The 17,177-nt window shown below is 70.1% G+C and carries 14 protein-coding genes and 4 pseudogenes; 11 read left to right on the forward strand and 7 right to left on the reverse strand.

Annotated features, from left to right (window positions below):
- Nucleotides 1–50 precede the first annotated feature (50 nt).
- The 3 genes and pseudogenes from AB0N06_RS22105 to AB0N06_RS22115 all read right to left on the reverse strand — a co-directional run.
- Nucleotides 51–1,700, reverse strand: a complete 1,650-nt coding sequence (locus tag AB0N06_RS22105; RefSeq protein ID WP_366136390.1) for an ADP-ribosyltransferase domain-containing protein — start codon at nt 1,698–1,700, stop codon at nt 51–53.
- 124 nt (nt 1,701–1,824) lie between these two features.
- On the reverse strand, nt 1,825–2,118 hold the full coding sequence (locus AB0N06_RS22110) for a hypothetical protein (RefSeq protein ID WP_366136427.1): 294 nt from the start codon (nt 2,116–2,118) through the stop codon (nt 1,825–1,827).
- A gap of 77 nt (nt 2,119–2,195) precedes the next feature.
- Nucleotides 2,196–2,321 (reverse strand): annotated as a pseudogene (locus AB0N06_RS22115) (Appr-1-p processing protein); the annotation flags it as partial.
- Between the two features lie 290 nt (nt 2,322–2,611).
- On the opposite strand from AB0N06_RS22115, the pseudogene AB0N06_RS22120 reads away from it, so the two are divergent.
- The 3 genes and pseudogenes from AB0N06_RS22120 to AB0N06_RS22130 form a co-directional block, all read left to right on the forward strand.
- Nucleotides 2,612–2,750 (forward strand): annotated as a pseudogene (locus tag AB0N06_RS22120) (LysR family transcriptional regulator); the annotation flags it as partial.
- 518 nt (nt 2,751–3,268) lie between these two features.
- Nucleotides 3,269–3,643, forward strand: a pseudogene (locus AB0N06_RS22125) (RNA polymerase sigma factor); the annotation flags it as partial.
- Between the two features lie 91 nt (nt 3,644–3,734).
- Nucleotides 3,735–4,607, forward strand: coding sequence for an LLM class flavin-dependent oxidoreductase (locus AB0N06_RS22130; RefSeq protein ID WP_366136391.1), 873 nt, complete (start codon nt 3,735–3,737; stop codon nt 4,605–4,607).
- Here the strand turns inward: AB0N06_RS22130 and AB0N06_RS22135 are convergent.
- Complete coding sequence (locus AB0N06_RS22135; RefSeq protein ID WP_366136424.1) at nt 4,604–4,882, reverse strand: beta-galactosidase; 279 nt, start codon at nt 4,880–4,882, stop codon at nt 4,604–4,606. The two genes, AB0N06_RS22130 and AB0N06_RS22135, sit on opposite strands and share 4 nt — an antisense overlap.
- Nucleotides 4,883–4,924: 42 nt before the next feature.
- Between AB0N06_RS22135 and AB0N06_RS22140 the strand changes: the two genes are divergently transcribed.
- Nucleotides 4,925–5,128 (forward strand): hypothetical protein, encoded by a 204-nt coding sequence (locus AB0N06_RS22140; RefSeq protein WP_366136392.1) that lies wholly within the window; start codon nt 4,925–4,927, stop codon nt 5,126–5,128.
- A 189-nt stretch (nt 5,129–5,317) separates the two neighbouring features.
- Here the strand turns inward: AB0N06_RS22140 and AB0N06_RS22145 are convergent, their stop codons facing one another.
- Both AB0N06_RS22145 and AB0N06_RS22150 read right to left on the reverse strand, forming a co-directional pair.
- On the reverse strand, nt 5,318–6,553 hold the full coding sequence (locus AB0N06_RS22145) for an aminotransferase class V-fold PLP-dependent enzyme (RefSeq protein ID WP_366136425.1): 1,236 nt from the start codon (nt 6,551–6,553) through the stop codon (nt 5,318–5,320).
- Between the two features lie 132 nt (nt 6,554–6,685).
- Complete coding sequence (locus AB0N06_RS22150; protein ID WP_366136393.1) at nt 6,686–8,332, reverse strand: helix-turn-helix domain-containing protein; 1,647 nt, start codon at nt 8,330–8,332, stop codon at nt 6,686–6,688.
- Nucleotides 8,333–8,580: 248 nt separating this feature from the next.
- Between AB0N06_RS22150 and AB0N06_RS22155 the strand changes: the two genes are divergently transcribed.
- From AB0N06_RS22155 to AB0N06_RS22165, 3 genes are all read left to right on the forward strand, one after another.
- Complete coding sequence (locus AB0N06_RS22155; RefSeq protein WP_366136426.1) at nt 8,581–9,006, forward strand: amino acid permease; 426 nt, start codon at nt 8,581–8,583, stop codon at nt 9,004–9,006.
- Between the two features lie 207 nt (nt 9,007–9,213).
- The gene (locus AB0N06_RS22160; protein WP_366136394.1) at nt 9,214–10,467 is read left to right on the forward strand and encodes an alanine racemase; all 1,254 of its coding nucleotides are present in this window, start codon (nt 9,214–9,216) and stop codon (nt 10,465–10,467) included.
- A gap of 93 nt (nt 10,468–10,560) precedes the next feature.
- Nucleotides 10,561–11,286 carry a dienelactone hydrolase family protein gene (locus tag AB0N06_RS22165; protein ID WP_366136395.1) on the forward strand — a complete coding sequence of 242 codons (726 nt, stop codon included), beginning with the start codon at nt 10,561–10,563 and terminating at the stop codon, nt 11,284–11,286.
- Nucleotides 11,287–11,386: 100 nt separating this feature from the next.
- On the opposite strand, the pseudogene AB0N06_RS22170 reads toward AB0N06_RS22165, so the two are convergent.
- Nucleotides 11,387–11,671: pseudogene (locus AB0N06_RS22170) on the reverse strand (aminopeptidase P N-terminal domain-containing protein); the annotation flags it as partial.
- A gap of 130 nt (nt 11,672–11,801) precedes the next feature.
- On the opposite strand from AB0N06_RS22170, the gene AB0N06_RS22175 reads away from it, so the two are divergent.
- From AB0N06_RS22175 to AB0N06_RS22190, 4 genes are read left to right on the forward strand one after another with little or no spacing between them, the layout of a single operon-like run.
- Nucleotides 11,802–14,132, forward strand: coding sequence for a collagenase (locus AB0N06_RS22175; protein ID WP_366136396.1), 2,331 nt, complete (start codon nt 11,802–11,804; stop codon nt 14,130–14,132).
- 60 nt (nt 14,133–14,192) lie between these two features.
- Nucleotides 14,193–15,359, forward strand: coding sequence for an FAD-dependent oxidoreductase (locus AB0N06_RS22180; protein ID WP_366136397.1), 1,167 nt, complete (start codon nt 14,193–14,195; stop codon nt 15,357–15,359).
- On the forward strand, nt 15,356–15,676 hold the full coding sequence (locus AB0N06_RS22185; RefSeq protein ID WP_366136398.1) for a (2Fe-2S)-binding protein: 321 nt from the start codon (nt 15,356–15,358) through the stop codon (nt 15,674–15,676). The genes AB0N06_RS22180 and AB0N06_RS22185 overlap by 4 nt, the downstream gene beginning before the upstream one ends.
- Nucleotides 15,657–17,096 (forward strand): FAD-dependent oxidoreductase, encoded by a 1,440-nt coding sequence (locus AB0N06_RS22190; protein ID WP_366136400.1) that lies wholly within the window; start codon nt 15,657–15,659, stop codon nt 17,094–17,096. The genes AB0N06_RS22185 and AB0N06_RS22190 overlap by 20 nt, the downstream gene beginning before the upstream one ends.
- The last annotated feature ends 81 nt before the right edge of the window (nt 17,097–17,177 follow it).

Below are 17,177 nucleotides of genomic sequence, written 5' to 3' on the forward strand. Positions count from 1 at the left end.
CCGGGGCCCTGGGCCCGCCACAGGGCGCTCGTATGCCCGGCCCGGGGACGTTACGACACCAGGCCGGCCCCCTCCAGCTCGGTCAGCCGCACGGTGCACAGACCCCCACGCTCGGCCTTCACCTCCGTGACCTTCAGCTGCGTCCCCGGCGCGAGGATGTACTCCTCCTCACCCGTGAACGCGGAGAACCGCCGGATCCCCACCGCCCGCGCGGGCGTCACCTCGAACAGCGTCCGCCGGCCACGCCCGCCGAGGAACGCGCGGGCCACACCCAGCTCGGACGTGCACGACGACACGCCCCACCACGTCACCGTCCGCCCCAGCGGGTACTGGGACCGCAGATCCAGCGCCACACCACGCCACAACGGCCGCGTCTGCGCCGGCAACGCCTCCATCGCCGAGAACAGCAACCGCAGGTACGGCAGGTACGGCACCACGCGCTCGCGGTCCGACGAGCGCAGCACGGAGTTGATCTCGCGGTAGAAGCCCGACTCGCACGTGTACAGGTAGAGGGCCGAGATCGCGTCGGCCGACAAGGCGCCCACGGCCTCCCCGGACAGCGCGCCCGCGGACGCCGCCTCCGCGGCCTTCGTCTCCCCGAACCGGCTCGACAGATCGATGTGCCGATCCAGGTGCGCGAGCACCCGCGAGACCGGCTCGACGGCCTTCAGGAAGTCCATCAGCGGCGTCTCGAACACCCCGGTGACGGGCGGCAGGACGAGGCCCTCGTCCTTGACGCTGGTGAGCCGCTCCAGATACAGCTGGTGCAACTCCATCGTGGACGCGATGAATGCCCCCATCCGCTGCGCGACACCACCGTCCTCCGGCCCGGCCCTGCCCGTCCCCTGGTCCCAGCCCTTCCGTGGCAGCCAGTCGACCGGCTCGGCCCCCACCGCCGCCAGGGCGTCGTTCACCTGGGCGAAGTGGTCGCCCTCGCAGAACAGATCCCCCTGCGCGGCCGGATTGGCGTGGTCCAGGTGACGGACCTGCACCCCCGGGTACTTCTTCTCCAGCCGCTGGACGACCCTCTTCAGACTCCGGGCGTGCGCGCCCCACCAGGCGAACACCACCCCCCGGTCGTCCTCCTCCACCGCGTCCTGCTTCGCCCGGAGGATCTGCTCGGCCACGGGGCGCCAGAACGACGTGTGCCGATCGGTCGCCATCGCCCCGTCCGCGCTCGCCGTGAGGGACGCGTTCAGCAGCAGCACACCCTGGGTGAGCATCGCCTGGAACCACTCGGGCGGCTGAACCGTGTCCTCCTTCTTCAGCAGGGCGCGGACGTCGGCGATCGGGGTCTTCTTGACGATGCCGTACTTCCACATCGCGGCCGCCTTGATGAGGCAGCGGATGCTGACGACCCGGCCGAACTGGCTGTCCTTCCAGTCGTTGAAGGTGTTGTCGAACATCGCGATGCCGGTCGCGCTCTCCGCCCGCGGATAGGGATTCTGTCCGAAGACGACCACCTTCCACTTCTCCGGCGGATGCGGCTTCAACGCCTGGAACGTCAGCTCGCGCACCGGAACGACCTCCGGGCTGCGCTTCGGGCCGATGAAGTCGGCGGCTCCCGGCTGCGCCTCGATCACCGGTCCGAGCAGCGGCAGCCACGGCTCGCCGCCACCGGTGAACAGGCCGGCCAGTCCCAGCGGATCCCCGGCCGGGCAACCGGCATCGCCCGCGGCCATCACGTCGACATCACTCACGAGGGTGGAACTCCCGGTACTCGAACCGGACGCCTCCACGGGCGCCCCGGCATGCTGAACAGATGCGGCAGGGTCGTCGCCGGTGTCCGCGCCCTGGGCGGCACCGGCCTGCGAGGTCTTCGGGTCAGTGACGAAAGGAAGGCCGCTGGGGCACGTTGATCCGGACCCGCCGTGCGGACCCCGCTCCCTCGATGTCGTCGAGCTGCCCCAGTACGGCGGCCCGCAACTCGTCGTAGTCCGCGAAACCGTGGTCGTGGAAGAGGGTGTAGCCCGTCCACATCAGGTTGGCGCACACCTTCGCGGGCACCTGCCCGGTCTGCGCGCCCATCCCGACGAGGGCCACCGACCGGATGCTGCCCGGCTTCGCCCGGTTCTGTAGATGCACCGCCTGGAACGCGGCCGCGCAGGCCAGGGCCACGTCGTGTCGCTGACGTTCTGCGACGACTGGCGCATGGTGGGCGTCGAGATCAGGTACCGGGGTACGTCCGCCCCGGACGGAACGCACACCGCGCTGCCCACCGGCAACCGTCCGCCGAACCGGTCGCGGATCGCCCGCTGCACCCGCACCTGGATGCCCGCACCGAGGTACCGCTTGACGACGGCGTCGACCCCACCATCCATCCGGCCACGCTCGTTGGTGGGGGAGACCCAGGCGTCGGCGTCCACATCGAGAAGGGAACCCCACCTGATCTCGACCTCCGGCGTGTCCGCGAACGCGGACCGCCAGGCCGTCACCACCTCGTCGTTGACGTCGACCAGGACGACGCTCAACGCATGCCTGACACCCACGAATTCACCCCTCTCACCCCGTGATCTCGAACAATCCCGAAGCTACCGCGCGCCACTGACAACGCCGTTCGACAGAGTTGTCCGTCCTGTTGCAGCCCGGCAGGAATCTTCCGGTGGGCTACATGTGTTGGCTGCGGCTGAGACTGGAGATCGAGAGTTTCCTGATACTCGCCGACGATCTGCACTTCGGCCGAGCGGCTGCACGTCTCGCGCGCCAGGGTCAGCCAGACGATCCGGAGCCTGGAGCGCCGCCTCGGCGGCGGCCGCGACGGAGACAGACGGCGCGGCTGATGCCTTCACGTACGAAGCCGGATGTGGCGAGGACGTCGAGGGCGGGGGCGTTGTCGGTGTGGGTCTGTGCCGTGAGGCGGTATATCGGGAGTTCGCCGCGGGCGGTGAACGAACTCCACCTCGTCGCACTCGTCCAGGCCGGAGCCCGCTTCGAACGCGGTCACCTCGTGGAGCGTCCCGAGGCCATCGCGGTATGAACCGCCTCAACCGGACCAAGAGATCAGGGCGAGCAAGCCTGGCCAGATCATCGAGCGCCATCAGGCCGCAGCGGAGCTGAATCCTTTTCCGCTTCCGCCGCCTCTTGTCCATGGACCGGCCGCGCGGGCCGGTAGATACCAGGAGGAACGAAGCATGATGATCGCGATCATTGCCGTGGCCGGAGTACTGCTCGTCTGCATCTGCAGCGTGACGCTGCTCAAGCGGAGGAGCCGGAGCCGTGGTTGACCCGCACTGGTCATCGCGGCGGATCACCGATACGAGAAGGGCACATGAGCCGAAGCTACTCCTGGCCGGACGAGCGGCTGATCAAGGCTGCTCAGGACGGCGATATCACCTCTCTGACCGCCGTGGTCATGGAATCGCAGCCCCACGTGCGCAGGTTCGCACTGTCGCTGTGTGCCACACCGCAGGACGCCGAGGACGCGGCACAGGAAGCATTGATCATCCTCTACCGGAAGATCGGCACGCTCCGCGCCTCCGGCGCCCTGGCCTCCTGGATGTTCCGCATCGTACGCAATGAATGCCTGCGGCACCTACGACTGCTCACCTCGATGTCGGCCACCGAAGAGGCCAGCAGCGAGCCGGCACCCTCCGCGGAGAACGCGGTCCTGCGGCAACTGGACGCCGAGCGGGTCGCCGCCGCACGGCGACCAGCGGGCGTCGGCCAGCCTCGGAGCGAGTGCCTTTGCCGCAGTCTCACCCGCCCTCGCCCGGACGGGGCATAGGTTACGGCGTATGACGATTGTTCGAATCGGCGTGATGTACGACCGCGACTGGGCCCCGGAAGCGTTGCCGGGGTTCGCGCGAGAAGTCGAGGCGCTGGGGGTGGACGACCTCTGGGTGGTCGAGGACCTCGGGTGGAACGGCGGCGTGGCGGCGGCTGCCGTGGCGCTGGGAGCGACGAAGCGACTGCGGGTGGGCATCGGGATCACGCCTGCGCCGTTGCGCAGTCCGGCGTTGCTGGCGATGGAGCTGGCGACGCTGGCGCGGGTGTTCCCTGGGCGGCTTGTGGCCGGCATCGGGCACGGGGTGCCCGAGTGGATGGCCTCGGTCGGCGTCGCGGCACGTTCGCCGCTCGCGCTGCTGGAGGAGACGATCAACGCGGTACGCGCGCTGCTGCGTGGGGAGTTGGTCGAGCTGAAGGGGCGGGAGGTGCGACTGGACGGCATCCAGTTGGTACATCCACCCGTCGAGCCGCCGCCCGTGATCGCGGGCGTGGTGCGGCCTCGCTCACTGGAACTGTCCGGGCGAGTCGCGGACGGCACGCTGATCGCCGAGGGCCACGGACCGCATGATGTGGAGAGCGCGCGGGCGTTGATCCACAAGGGCGGAGCCTCCGCCGCCCACAGTCTGACGGTGCTCGCCTTCTGCTGCGTCGGAGACGACGCCGAGCAGGTGGCGCAGATACTGCGGCCCAGTGTCGAGGGCCACGGCGCCTGGCTCGGCCGTCCGCCGGAGCAGGTGTTCACCGTCTCCGGTAGCGCCGCGGACGCGGCAGAACGCGTCCGCGAGCTGGCAGCGGTCGGAGCCGGAACGGTCGTGTTGCGGATGGTCGGCCCCGAGCCTGTGCGGCAGCTCGGGACCGTGTTGGGCGCGCTTGCGCGCTAGCTGTCAACTTGAGAGGTCAGCTCCAGGTGGATGAACGGCCCGGGCTTCGTCAGGACACCCGGATCCGCTTCGGCTGCGGCGGCCAGTAGCGCATGCACGTCACGCTGCGGGTTGGTGGCAGCGGTGAAGTCGTAGCGCGGCGTGGGCCCGTTGTTCACCTCGTGGAAGCACCGCGGGAGGTAGAAGGAGACCACGTCCACGCTGCGGCCCCGCAGCTCACGCAGGTTGGGCGCCCAGTTCTCCCGCCGGAACCGATAGCCCGGGTACTCCCCGATGCCCGCCGGACGGTCACGCCGTCACGTCGAGCGGCTCCGGCCTTGTGCTTGCTGCCCGCGGCGATCCCCCAGCCCGCGGTCGCCACCGGCTGGACGGCCTTGCCGCTGGGCCCGGTGAGCAGCGGCGCCGTGGTCCACTGCTGCCGGCTGATCGCCTTCGACTCGCCGAGCGCCGCGATGACCTCCGGGTCCTGGAGGAGGAACGCCGTCGAGCCGTTGCAGAAGCCCGCGACCATCTCCGGGTAGCCCCAGGCGACGGACGATGGCGGCGACGCCTTCTTGAACAGGGCGAAGTACGTCTTGAGTGCGGTGAGCGCTTCCGGCGGCGAGACAGAGCGCCGTGGCGGTCTTTCTTCTGCTCAACACTGTTGTCCTACCGGTTCCAGGGGATCGGTGACGGTGATGTAGGTCAGGGATCTGCGGGGGCGACGGAGGTCACTGGGACATGGCCTGTGGGGCGCGGGCCCAGTCGACGAGCACGGGAACGCAGCGCTCGACGAAGTCCTCGAAGTCGGCGGCGGTGTTGTAGACGTGCGTCGACAGGCGGAAGTACCCGGCGCCGCCGAAGCTCGTGAACGCGGCCTCGACGCCCAGTTCGGCGGCGACCCGGTCGCGCAGCGCGTCGGCCGCGGCGTGGGTCGTGCCCAGACCGTCGGGGAGCCGTACGAGGCGCAGCGCGTTGACCGGCATGCCGACGTCCACGGCGGCGCCGACGCCGGTGGCCTCGGCGAAGGCATCAGCGATGAGGCGTTCCGCGTAGTCCGCGAGTTCCGTCATGTACGTACGGGCCGTGTCCCAGCCCCAGACGCCGTCGATGAAGTCGAGGGCGGTCGGGGCCGCGAGATAGCTCGTCGCGTCGATGGTGCCCTGGGTGTCGAAGCGGTGCGGGAACGGTTCCTCGGCGCCCCAGGAGTCGATCAGCGGGTAGAGAGCGTCCCGCAGCGGTCCCCGGGCGACCAGGGCCGACGTACCGCGAGGCGCGCAGCCGAACTTGTGCAGGTTGCCGATCCACGCGTCGCAGTCCAGGCCCGCGAGCGGGTCTTCGGCGAGGCCGGGCACGTGCGCGCCGTCGACGAGGAGCGGAATCCCGCGCTCCCGCGCCAGCGCGCCGATCCGCTCCACCGGCATCCAGCGGGCGGTGGCCGAGGTGATGTGGTCCAGGACGATCAGCCCGGTGACGCCGGTGAGTTGGGCGGCCACGGCCTCGTACGCCTCGTCCTCGCCGGCGTCGAGCGGGACCCGCGCGGTCCGGACGGTGCCGCCCCAGCGGCGTGCGAGACGGCGGGCGCCCATGGTCACCGCGCCGTAGCCGTGGTCGGTCACGACGATCTCGCCGCCGGGCCTCGCCGGGACGTTCGCGTAGACCACGCTCGCGCCACCGCTCGCGTTGGGCACGAGGGCGAGGTCGTTGGCGGGGACCCGCAGGAACGCGGCGATCTCCGTCCGCGCCGCCGCCACGCGTGCCGGGAGGGCCGGGAACCAGGTGCCGGGCGAGCGGTCCATCTCTTCGCGCAGCCGGCCCTGCTCCTGCTGCGCGATGAGCGGGACCGCCCCGAACGACCCGTGGTTGAGGTGCTGGTGCGCGGCCAGCAGCGACCACGCCTCGATCGCCGGCCGGCCGTCGGCCAGCAGCAGGGGGCGGGGCGCCATGATGACACGGGTCTCGCTCAGGTGGTTCAAGATCTCCCCTTGGCTTCGTCGACTCGGCGGACGCCACGGTCAACACATCGGACAGTTGCAGAAAGAGGTCTGATGACTTGCGTCCACGAGTACGAGCATGCCGCATGACCTGCGCAGACGGGGTTATCCCCAAGGGCACGGTCGTTGCCGAATGAGCCGGAACTCGAGCATCGCCGCAAAGCGTTCGTCGGGATCATTCAGGTTCAGTCGCGCGATTTCTGCCGCTCGGCGAAGGCGGTATCGGAATGTGTTGGGGTGCACATCCATGGCCGCAGACGCGTTCAGGGTGTTGCCGAGGTGGTCGAGCCACTGGGCCACGGTTTCCGCCATCGTGGTTCCGTGTTCTCGATCGTGGTGATGCAGCCGGGCGATGGGGCCGTCCAGCAGTCCGCCCTCATTGTGCAGTTGGTCACCGATCTCCAGCAAGAGTGCATTGAGTTGGACGTCGGCGAACATCGCGACTCGGCCGGCTGGTTCCTGGCGCAGGACACGTAGGGTTCTGTCCGCATCGTGCCGCGAGCGAGCGAGGTCGGCCGGATCGGATGACGAGCCGTCGCGACCGATGCCGATCGCCACTCCTCCAGGTCTGTCCCGTGCACGGTTGAGGAAATCGTTCGAAACCCGCTGGGCCATGGCCGTGACGTTTTCTTTTCCTTTCCGGATCGGCGCCGGCACGATCGCATAACACACGTCGCCGACCAATGCGGCAACCGCGCCGGGTGCCGCGACCGACAGGTGAAATGCGAAGGAGTCGGTGATCCGTTCCAAGGTCTGCCGTCGCGTTTGCCCTGAGACGGCAGTGTCGGCCGAGTTCCCCTTCGGGAGGGACAGGCCGAGCACCGTCACGGTCCGGTGCGCCAGTCCAAGACGCTCGATCGCGCCCGACGCCGGGGCGCCTCCCGTCAATGCGGTTGCGATGAGGTCCGCGCGAACCTGCCGGTCGATGTCTACACCGATACGGTGCCGCAGCAGCTGCAGCGCAACCACTTTCGCGGCATCGACGAGTATTTGCTCCTTCTCGTCGCTCAGAGTCCCAGGGACAGCCCCCCAGATCGAGCCGAGCACTTGGTCACCTGCTCGTACGGCTATCGCCACGCGCGGAAGACCTGGCACTCCTTCGATCTGCGGTGTGTCGATGAAGATAGGTTTCTCGCTGGCGTAGAGCCGTTTGTAGACGCCCGCTCGTTCCTGCGCGAGGCGAGCGTGCTGGGGGACGACACGTCCGAGAATCGTCTCGATCCGTGTTTGATCAGCCTCATTCTGGCGATCGGAGAACGCCAGAATCTGTGAGTCGCGATCTTCGATGGTGATCGGCGCGTCGAGCAGTGATCCGATCGCGTTGGCCAGGGCGAACGAGTCTTCCGCGGGCATTCCGGCCAGCAGTTCCTCGCCGCTCGCACTGCTGGAGAGCAGCGAGCGGAGCAGGACGACCAACTGTGCCCACGTTGCTCCTCCGGCGAGGCCGAGCAGGACCACACCGCTGCGTTCGACGCGAGCACGCAGCTCCGGCTCGAGATCCAGCGGCGCACGCACCACGAGGGCGGGCGCCTGGCGTGTGACCGCACGATCCAGCAAGGCCGGCAGATCTCGGACGTCGGCGGCGGTACACAGAAGCATGGCCCCGGGGCGAACCGGTACCTGTTCCCGCGGATCGTCGACGACGACGTCGGTGATCAACGTCGTTCCGTCGACGGTCCCCGCAAGAACCTCCAGCAGGGTGCCGGCGAGGTTGCTCACGACGTTGTCGAGCCTGGCCCCAGGGCTGGTCATGATCGGCACCCTTCGTTTGCTTCCTGCCGCACCCAACGGTACGTCGTTCGTGAATCCGCACCACACGTCGGTCGTGATTGGTGCGGCCGCACGATGCAGGCCGTGGTGACGTGCAGCACGCTGGTGCACATCGACACCCCACCCCCGAAAGCAGGCAGTGTTTACATGTTCACGACCCCATCCACCACCGGTACATCCGGCGACGCGCGGTGCGCTGTCTCCGCGTCGTCCATGTCGTCCATGTCGTCATGGGCGGAAAGCCTCGCCTCGCGGCCGCCGGCGTCATGAACTTCGTCGTCCTCGCCTCCGCTCTGTCGGCGTGCAGCGCCGGGCTGTACAGCAACGGACGCCTACTCAAGAAGCTCGCCGAGGACGGGCTCGCACCCAAGGTGTTCGAGAAGACCAGCCGTGGTCACGTGCCTGCGGCCGCCATCATCGCCTCCGGCACTCTGATGCTCGTCGGCGTCGCGGTCAACGCGATCGACCCGGAGAAGGCGTCTCGTACATCTCGTCGGTCGCCACCCTCGGGGGAATCTGGAGCTGGGATGTCATCGTCGTCTGCCACCTCGTCTACCGACGTCGCGTCGAACGCGGTGAGGCACCCGCGAGTACGTTCCGGCCCCCTTACGCCAAGCCCCTGTGCTGGGCCACCCTCGCCTTCCTCGCAGCTCTGACGATTCTCCTCGCGTTCGACGAGGGCCGGCGCATCGCCTTGTACGCCCTGCCGGTCTGGGCAGCGATTCTCATCGGCGGCTACCGGATGTCGTCGCGAAACGCCGCCCGCAAGGAGCACGTCCCGGCCCGGCACCGAGCGCGCTGTAAGCCCTGAGTCCATCCACTTGCGCTGACACCCTGCCGAGCAGCCACCTGAAGGAACAGCCGTGATTCCCGCCGCATACCCCCAGCTGCGTCTCGACGCCGCCGCCCTCGACCACAACATCCGCGTCATGGCCGACTGGTGCAAGACCCATGACGTCGCGCTTGCTCCCCACGTCAAGACTACGATGTCCGCTCCCATCATCGAACGACAGATCGCGGCCGGCGCCGTCGGCGTCACCGTTGCCACCGTCGACCAGGTCGCGACCGTGCTCGGCTGGGGACACAACACCGTCCTCATCGCGAACCAGATCGTCGATCCATTCGGACTGGCGCGACTTCGGGCCTGGCTCGCCGCCGAGCCGGAACGGAAGATCCGGTGCTTCGTCGACTCCGCGGCCGGAATCGCCGCAGCGAAACAGGTGTTCGGCGCGCACGGCCCCGCTCTCGAAGTGCTTTTGGACATCGGCACCCCGGGTGGCCGCACCGGTATCCGCGACCCGGAGCAGGCCCGCCGCACAGCGGAGCTCGTCCGAGCGGCTCCCGGACTCCGGCTCGTGGGAGTCGCCGGGTACGAAGGCGTCGCCCCGAACACAAGGACCGACGAAACGCTTGCGGCCGTGGACGAACACTGCCGCCGGGTCCGCGACGTCTACGTCGACGTCGCCGGACTCTTCGAGACCGACCGCCCCGTGTACTCGATGGGCGGATCGGCCTTTCCTGACCGTGTCGTCGACTTCCTCCCGACGGATGACGACGTTCCGGGCACAATCCGGTTGCTCAGGTCCGGTTGCTATGTCACGCACGATCATGGCGTCTACGCCCGCGTAAGCCCGATTCCCGGCCTCGTCCCAGCCCTGGCCGTGCGCGCGGTCGTCGTGTCCGCCGCCGAGGACGGCACCGCCGTGGTCGGAGCCGGGAAGCGCGACCTTCCCTACGACACCGAGACGCCGATCCTTCTGTCCGCCAGCACGGCGGCCGGACGGGACAAGTCCGATGTCCGCGGACGTGTGCGCGCGCTGTACGACCACCACACCGTGCTCTCCGACGCATGGAATCTTGAGGTGACGGATGTCGTCGAGTTCGGGATCTCGCACCCGTGCTCAGCATTTGACCGGTGGCCCGAGTACCTCATCACCAACGACCACGGTGATGTGATCGACGTCTGGCGCTCCGACTTCCGCCGATCGTCGATCGCCACAGCACTCAGCGAGTCGGCGAGAAGACTCGACCTCCGCTCCGAACTCGCCGAGCACGACGAGAACCTCGCCGCCGCACGCTCCGCGGACCGGGACTTGACGGCTCAGCTGAACCGCTGACGGGGGTGGGACCGGAATACGCCAGAGACCTGCCTTCTGCCAGCGGCAGAACACCGGCCCGACCGGGCTCGGCGATCACTACAGTCCAGGCTTATGACGACGGTTACAACGCGCACGGTCGAATACCCGGCCGACGGCCTGACGATGACCGGGCACCTCGCACTCCCGGCCGGTGTCGACCGCCGGCCCGCGGTCCTGGTCGGGCCTGAGGGGATGGGGCTCAGCGACGTCGAGCGCCGCCGGGCCGATGCGCTCGCCGAGCTGGGATACGTGGCGCTGGCCTTCGACCTCCACGGCGGGCGCTATCTGGGCGACCCCGGGGAGATGCTGGCCCGTTGCATGCCGCTGCTCGCCGAACCCGAGCGGATGCGAGGCATCGGCCATGCGGCGCTCGACGTGCTCCGCGCCGAACCGCGGACCGACCCCGACCGGATCGCCGCCGTCGGCTATGGCACCGGGGGCGCCATCGCGCTGGAACTCGGGCGCGGCGGCGTCAACCTGCGCGCGATCGGGACAGTCAACGCACTGACCACGGGCCGACCGGGCGAGGCGGCGCGCATTCGCTGCCCGGTGTGGGCCGGGGTCGGGTCGGAAGACCCGATCATGCCGCCCGCGCAACGGGACGCATTCACCGCCGAGATGCAGGCCGCGGGCGTCGACTGGCGCCTCGTGGTCTACGGGGGCGCCTTGCACGCCTTCCACCATCCACCGGTCGACCACACCGTGCTCCCCGGCGTCGGCTACCACCCACGGCACGCGCAGCGAGCTTGGCGCGACGTCGTCGACCTGCTCGCCGAGTGCCTGCCCGTAACGGAGTGATCTGGTCGGCAACTGCGATTCCGGACCGCGAACCACGCCGGTCGACCGTCACCACTTACCAAGCTTGGCCACCCACTGACCAGTGCTTACCGGTCACCACGGCGCTGTGCGGGCGGAAGCGGTAGTCGCAGTCGTTGGAGCGGACCTTCAGCTCGCCGGCCGGGATGATGAGCCGCTCGCCGGGGAAGCGGGCGGAGAGCCGGGCGCGGCGGGCCGGGGTGACGGAGTGGCCCACCACGCGCGCGTCCGTGGGAAGCGGCGTCGCCGACCGGATCTCACCCAAGAATGCGGCCAGTTCGGGCGAGACGGGGAGGTCGTGACTGCCGGTGTACCGGTGGGGCTTTCGGCCATGGGATCGCCCGGATGTTGACTGAGGGGTTGTCAGTGCAATTTCACATTACTATGTTACGGGTCACATGGCGTGGCCGGACCCTAGGTCACCGGCCATTTCTGCGCCATCCGCACCTTTCGCACCGCTGCACACCCCCACATCACCTCCCACACAGGAGCATTCGGTGTCCCAGCTCAGAACCGTGCGCACGACCCTGCTCGCCACCGCCGTCGCGGTGGCCTGCGCCCTGCCGGCCGCCCCCGCCGTCCAGGCGGCCGAAGCACCGGCCGGTGTCCCGGCGGCCTTCGCCGCGCGGCCGGGCCCGGCCGCACCCAACCCCTTCGACGAGGTCGAACACCTCGCCAAGGCCCCCCAGGTCACCGTCGCACCCGCCCCGGCGCCCGGCGGCCGGCCCGCGGGCCGTATCCCCGGGGCCGTCACTCCCGGGAAGGCCCCGGCCGCACCTCGTTCCACCGCCCTCGCCGCAGGGGTCCCCTGCACCCTCGACGGCATCAAAAACCTGAGCCCGGAGCAGTTCGCGGACTTCCTCGCGGACCCGGCCGTCACCGCCGACGGCTGTCTGCGCGACCTGATCTGGACCTGGGACGCACGTCTCGCGAACGTCATGTCGGACGCCCATGTCCAGGCGGTCTCCCGGCGGATATCCAGCCTGGCCGCCTCCCACGACGGCCGTAACGGCACGCACCTCGAGGAGATGTTCACCTATCTCCACGCGGTGGCGTACCACGACTTCTCTCGGAGCGAGATCGACGTCACCGACGCACCGACCGTCGACGCCATGCGCGCCGCGGTGGCCGACTTCGGCAACGCCGCCCGCACCTTCGACGTCACCCCGGCCAACGCGAACACCCTGCGCGAGGCCCTCTACGCGGCGAGCGCCCCCGGTCTGCGCCAGCACCAGCTCGGGCTCATCAAGAAGGTCCTGGCCACCATGGACCCGGGCCACACCGCCACCAACCTCGACAGCAACTGGGCCGGAGCCGCCCTCGCCGCGCTGTCCGTGAACTACCTGGGCGTCTACCCGGGCAACAACGACACCGCGTTCCATGCCGCGGTCGCCCAGGACGCCTCGTACCGGGCTGTCTTCAAGGCCTTCGCGGGATACGGCCACCTCAAGGGCACGGCCAACGCCTGGGTGGCGCGCGACGCGCTGAGTGAGTTCGGCCGCTTCGGCCAGATCGCCGCACTCAGGGACGAGACCGTCGCCGGCCTCGGCCAGGTGCTGGACACCGCCAAGTCCACCTTCGGCGCGGGCAGCGAGCAGTGGGCCAAGGTCGTGTCCTGGCTCAACTACTACGACGCGTGCAAGCCGTACGGCGTGTGCAAGGAGGACATCGACAAGCAGCTCTTCCCCTACACGTACGCGTACGACAACGGCGCCATCAAGGTCCGTACCGCACTCGACCGGGCCACCGTCGACCAGCTCTACTACGCGAGCAAGCGCGTCAAAGCGCAGTTCCACCGGGTGGTCGGCTCCGACCAGCCGCTCGCCGGGGACACCAACTCCACGCTGAACATCGTGCTGTACGCCTCCCGCGCCGACTACGAGAACTACCACCCGATCCTCACGGATATGGGCACCAACAACGGCGGCATCTACATCGAGCGCGGCGCCACCTTCTACACCTACCAGCGCCGGGTCCCGCAGGACTCCTCCCTCACCCTCGAGGAGCTCTTCCGCCACGAGTACGTGCACTACCTCAACGGCCGCTTCGCGGTGCCCGGCAACTTCGGCGAGGGCCCCTGGTACCAGGGGGACCGCACCACCGCCATGGACGAGGGCACGGCCGAGTTCTTCGACGGCGCGACCCGCGACGACGGCATCGCCGTCCGCAAGTCCCTGGTGCGCTCCGTCATCGACGACACGGCGGGCGGCCGCCCGCGCATGACCGTCGACCAGCTGCTGCACGCCACCTACGACAGGGACGGCTTCCGCTTCTACTCGTACGCGGGCACCTTCTTCGAGTTCCTGTGGACCGAGCGGCCCTCGCTGCTGCGGGAGATGTACGGGCACCTGCGCGCGAACGACCCGGCCGGCTTCGACGACTGGCGCAACCGGCTCGGCGCGGACCCTTATCTGCAGCGCGACTACGACCGCTTCCTGGACGCGCAGATCGCCAAGGTCGACCAGCTCTTCGTGCCCAACACGACCTTCACGCCGAACGGGCAGCTGCGCGACTCCTCGCTGGAGTCGGTGCGTTCCACCTTCTCCTCGGCCACCTGGAACAACCCCGACTGCGTCGAGAACGGCGACACGGGCAAGCGGCGCTTCATCTGCACCGGCAGGATCACGGCGAACCTGAAGGACTCCCGCAACCCGGACCAGGTCTTCAAGGACATGTCCGAGACGGTCGACTACTTCATCCTCGAGCGCGCCGGGGCCGCGGCCAACAACCTGGCCGACATGAACTGTTCCTTCGGCCCGGTCGAGATCTGGACCAACGGCGCCGCCGGAACGTCCAGTTACTCCTGTGACGGTCCGCTGCGCAGCTGATCGCGAGATCCGCGGTGTGAAACCCTTGGCGGGCACATGGCAATGTGACATATTACTGTCGTGCCCAAGAGACACTCCCTGGACGCCGTGATCGTCGGTGCCGGCGTCGTCGGAGCCGCCTGCGCGTACTACGCGAGCCGCTCCGGCCTCTGCGTCGCCGTCGTCGACCGCGGTCCCGTCGCGGGCGGCACCACCGGCGCGGGGGAAGGCAATCTGCTCGTCTCCGACAAGGAAGCGGGCCCCGAGCTCGACCTCGCGCTGCTGTCCACCCGACTCTGGCGCGAACTGCGCTCGGCCCTCCCACCGGAGACCGAGTACGAGCCCAAGGGTGGCCTCGTCGTGGCGCCCGACGAGGCCACCCTGTCCGCCCTGCGCACCTTCGCCGAAGGCCAGCGCGGGGCGGGCGTCGAGGCCCACGAGGTCACCACGGACCGGCTCCACGACCTCGAACCCCATCTGGCCCCCGGCCTCGCCGGGGCCTTCCACTACCCCCAGGACGCCCAGGTCCAGCCCGCCCGGGCCGCCGCCGAACTGCTGCGCGCGGCCGGCCGCCACGGTGCCCGGCTGCATTTCGGCGAAGAGGTCACCGAAGTCCTGACCGGCCCGGACGGCGCCGTTCGCGGCATACGCACCCCGCGCGGCGAACTCCTCGCCCCGGCCGTCGTCAACGCCGCCGGCACCTGGGGCGGACAGCTCGCCGGACTCGCCGGCACACACCTGCCGGTACTCCCCCGCCGCGGTTTCGTCCTCGTCACCGAACCGCTGCCGCGGGTCGTCCGCCACAAGGTGTACGCCGCGGACTACATCGCCGACGTCGCCAGCGGCTCCGCCGCCCTGCAGTCCTCCGCCGTCGTCGAGGGAACCCCCTCGGGGCCCGTGCTCATCGGCGCCACCCGTGAACGCGTCGACTTCGACCGGACTCTGTCCACCGAGGCGCTGCGCCGCCTCGCCGCCCAGGGCGCCGCCCTCTTCCCGGTCCTCGCGGACGTCCACGCGATGCGCGTCTACCACGGCTTCCGCCCCTATCTCCCCGACCACCTCCCGGCGATCGGCCCCGACCCGCGGGTGCCCGGCCTTCACCACGCCTGCGGCCACGAGGGAGCCGGCATCGGCCTGGCCCCGGCCACCGGGCTGCTCATCGCCTCCGTACTGCGCGGCGAGAGGCCCGACCTGGACCTGACCCCGTTCCGCCCGGAACGCTTTGACCGTCAAGGAGCCGACCGATGAGCCCCGACCCCTCACCGCAGGCGCTCGTACGGGCGGAACCGGAGGCGTCGTTCGAGGTCATCTTCGACGGCCGTCCGCTGACCGCGCTGCCCGGGCAGAGCCTCGCCGCCGTGCTCTGGAACGCCGGCATCCTCGCCTGGCGCACCACCCGGGGCAGCGGTGCGCCGCGCGGAGCGTTCTGCGGCATCGGAGCCTGCTACGACTGCCTGCTCACCGTCAACGGCCGCCCCAATCAGCGTGCCTGCCTGGTCCCCGCCCGGCCCGGCGACATCCTCACCACCCAGGAGGGGACCGGCCATGCCGACCTCGCCGTCTGAACCGACCGCGCCGACCGACCTCGCCGTCGTGGGCGCGGGCCCCGCAGGGCTCGCGGCCGCCGTCGCGGCGGCCGACCTGGGCCTGCGCGTCACCCTGCTCGACGCGGGAGAGCGACCCGGCGGGCAGTTCTACCGCCACCCCGCGCCCGGTCTCGGCGCCCGGCGCCCGGAAGCCCTGCACCACGGCTGGCGCGCCTTCGCCGGACGGGCGCACAGGCTGCGGGATCACCAGCGGTACGGCAAGGTCACTCATCTGACGGCCCATCATGTGTGGACGGTCGTTCGCGACCCGGACGGCTGGCGGCTGCACGCCGTCGCCGGTCCCGAGGAGACGGCCGCCACGGTCCGTGCCTCCGCGGTGCTGCTCGCCACCGGCGCGTACGAGAGGCAACTCCCCTTCCCCGGATGGACCTTGCCGGGGGTCGTGGGTGCGGGCGGCGCGCAGGCCATGCTCAAGTCCGGCCTGGTGCTTCCCGGCAAGCGGATCGTGGTGGCCGGCAGCGGCCCGTTGCTGCTGGCCGTGGCGGGCTCGCTCGCCGCCGCCGGGGCCCGGGTGCCCGCCGTCGTGGAGGCCGCCTCCTACACGGCGTACGCGCGTGAAGTCCCCTCCCTCGTACGCAACCCGGGCAAGCTCGTCGAGGGCGCCGTGCACGGAGGCGGCCTGCTGCGGCACTCCGTCCGACTGCTGACCCGGCACGCGGTCACCGCCGCCCACGGCAAGGACCGGGTCGAGGCCGTCACCGTCTCCCGCCTCGACCATGACTGGCGGCCCGTGCCCGGCACCGGCCGGCGCATTCCGTGCGACGCGCTCGCGGTGGGCCACGGTCTGGTCCCCCAGCTGGAACTGGCCACCGGCCTCGGCTGCGCCACGCGTCGCACCCCGGACGGCACCCTCGCCCTGGAACTCGACGGTGACCAGCGCACCTCCGTTCCCGGTGTCTGGGCGGCGGGGGAGACCGGTGGCATCGGCGGCGCCGAACTCGCCCTGACCGAGGGCGAACTGGCCGCCGCGTCCATCGCCCACGAGCTGCACGGCACGCCGTACCCGCGGGCCGCCGCCGGGCTCGCCCGGCGACGGGCACGACTGCGCGCCTTCTCCGACGCGATGGCCGCCGCGCACCGGCCGCGGCCGGGCTGGACCGACTGGCTGGACGACGCCACCGATGTGTGCCGCTGCGAGGAGGTCCCGGCCGGCAGCATCCGGGAGGCCGTGGCCGAACTGGGCGCGCGTGACGCCCGGGCCGTCAAGCTGCTGACCCGCGCCGGCATGGGCTGGTGCCAGGGCCGGATGTGCGGTCAGGCGGTGGCGTGTCTGGCAGGGGAGGAACCCGCGGCGGACCGGCGCCCGCTGTCCTGCCCGGTACCGCTGAAGCACCTCGCCGAACTGCCGCCCCCGGCGGAAGCCGGCACGGAGGACTGACGCCGAGAAGCCTGCGGCCGCCTCACCGTGGCGGCCGTGCGGGCACGGCGGGTCCTTGTGGCCTCCGCGCACCCCTAATAA

The sequence above is a fragment of the Streptomyces sp. NPDC051020 genome, from assembly GCF_040683105.1.
Taxonomy (GTDB): domain Bacteria; phylum Actinomycetota; class Actinomycetes; order Streptomycetales; family Streptomycetaceae; genus Streptomyces.